The following is a 2,405-nucleotide window of genomic DNA, read 5'->3' as shown; positions in this document are numbered from 1 at the left end:
GTTTGAGCAGCTAGGATTAATGCAAAGGCTCATCCGAGTTAACAGGTAGTGAACTAGAGCATTTTGGGGTCTTCCTCTATGGCTTTGCCTCCCCAACTCTTTTTACCAAGAGCGATCGCTTCTTCGGGATCAGAACAATCTCTTTCCCTGAACATGGGGCAAGGTAGGAACTCACTCTAACAATCCTATGGTAGTGGATTGCTCATCGGGGAGTTGATTGGTCTAAAAGTAGAATACTCTGACTCCCTAAACATTCCACTGGACGCGATAGAGCTGAAGCGGATGGTCTTTGCCCTTGACCCAGACGGGGGGCATTTTTTCAACCGCTAGATTGGGGTCATTGAGCTGGTCAAGGGTGGTTTGGGCGATTAAAATCTCGCCCTCCTGCGCAGCGCTACAGATTCGGCTTGTGACATTTGTGGTATCGCCAATTGTGGCGTATTGAATCAGATTCTGAGAGCCGATATTTCCCGCTGCGACTTTGCCGGTATTAAGTCCGATGTGGATTTGAATATCTATCCCGTGTCGCTGTCGCCATTGCTCGCGCAGGCGCAACACAGCTCGTTGCATGGCAATCGCCGCATGAACCGCTCGCCGTGCATCATCCGGTTGTCGGTAGGGAGCGCCCCAAACAGCCAGCAGAGCATCTCCAATATATTTTTCCAAAGTGCCTTCGTATTGAAACACAATGTCCTCTACCATTACCTCAAAGTATTCATTGAGCATCTCAATGATTTGGCGCGGTGCCATCGTGGAGGACATGGCTGTAAAGCCGCTAATGTCTGCAAACAGCGCGGTTACCTCAGTATCCACAATCTCCAAGTTACCTTCTTCCTTGAGCTTTTTACTCACGGCTTGAGGGAAGAAGCGCTCTAGTTTTGTGCGCACGATCGCTTCCGCTTGCATCTTCGTGTTGAGTTCTGTATTTTCAATAGCGATCGCAGCTTGGTTGGCAAGAGCGGTTAGGAACTCCAAATCTTCCTGAGAGTAAATATCCGCCATTGAAAGATTATCCGTGTAGAGTACCCCAATCACCGCCTCTCGTGGTTTCAGAGGCACGCACATTGAAGCCTGGATGGCTTGTGTTAAGACGGACAGCGACTCACTAAATCGGCGATCTTGGCGGGCATCTGAAATTAAGACCGAATCTCCGTTTTGGTGAACAAAATTGGTAATGCTTGTGCTATAAAACTGTTCATCCGTTGGTACTCCCACTTTAAACTTAACCGCTTTTTGTTCCAGCTGTTTTGTCTCTTCATTTACCAACAAAATAACAGCTCGATCTACATTCATAATCTCGAACAGTAAATCCAGAATTTTTTCTAACAGTCTTTCATTGTCCTCTGGAGAAGAAAGTTGTTTGCTTACCTCCAACAAAATCTTTAACTTGTCTACGGCTCGTTGACTAGCATCTTCTTGCCGCAGCTTTAGGACTGAACGTTGATGTTTTACGCTGTCTTGCTGGAGTAAGTCCTGAATTTCTACACGCGTCTGTTCCGGAGAAAATTTTCTAATAATCGATAGGTTAGCAGGTTCATCCTTTAAAGGAGCTGGTGCCTGAGCTTTTTCAATGGTATGGACAAATTTAAAAAGCACACTACCACAGCGAACTAAGTCTCCACTTCTAAGTCGGCATTGGTCAATTTCTCTCTCATTAACAAAAGTCTTATTCAGGCTACCCAAATCCTTCATAGTGACACCCTCATCATTAATGATGAGCTGAGCATGGTGACGGGAAAGGCTTTTATGGAGCAAGATAATCGTATTATCCAGTTCACGCCCAATACTGTTCAATCCAAACTGTAATTCATGAATTTTTTGCTCAGGATTCTCTGGATCTTGAATTAAGTACGGCACAATCTAATCTCCCTCGGCGCTTGTCAATGGTCAGTGCTTAGTCGTTAGTGGCAAAAACAACTGATATCGTGTCCGGTACTATCGTCATGTTATCGGTAAAGTTTGTTCATGGTACCCCTTCGGGGAAGCAAGCTACATCGTTCGCGGTTGATGCAATGAACTGTAAATGATATATACAATCACGATGGCAATGGACTGGATATGCGACTGCGATCGCTCTGGGTATTGAACACCCCTAACTTCTCAGCATATAGGTTTTTCCTTATCTTCCCGCCTTAATCAGGGAAGATGGAGGGGGTTCCGTTTACTGCTCATACCAAATCCGGGTTGACTACCCCCTTTATCAGAAAGGATAATTTCCCTCAATGCGATCTGCGCTTCTCCCAAGGGGAGACGCCAAGGGCGAACGCAGCAGCGCTAGGCTAACGCCTCGCTTCGCTAACGCTATCGCTTCGTGAGACATGGTCAAAAAAGCGCATCTCCAACCTTACCTGACAAGCAGCGAACTGAAGTCCCGCTACTTCGGTTGCTCAGATCGAGTGGAATGA

The 2,405-nt window shown here is 46.4% G+C and carries 1 protein-coding gene; it reads right to left on the bottom strand.

What is annotated here, in order from left to right:
• Positions 1-246 precede the first annotated feature (246 nt).
• Positions 247-1,857 (bottom strand): adenylate/guanylate cyclase domain-containing protein, encoded by a 1,611-nt coding sequence (locus V6C93_RS06270; protein ID WP_333475796.1) that lies wholly within the window; start codon positions 1,855-1,857, stop codon positions 247-249.
• Between the last annotated feature and the right edge of the window lie 548 nt (positions 1,858-2,405).

Origin of the sequence: Allocoleopsis sp., from assembly GCF_036703385.1 — a bacterium.
GTDB lineage: Bacteria > Cyanobacteriota > Cyanobacteriia > Cyanobacteriales > Coleofasciculaceae > Allocoleopsis.
This window is presented reverse-complemented; position numbering and strand designations above follow the sequence as displayed.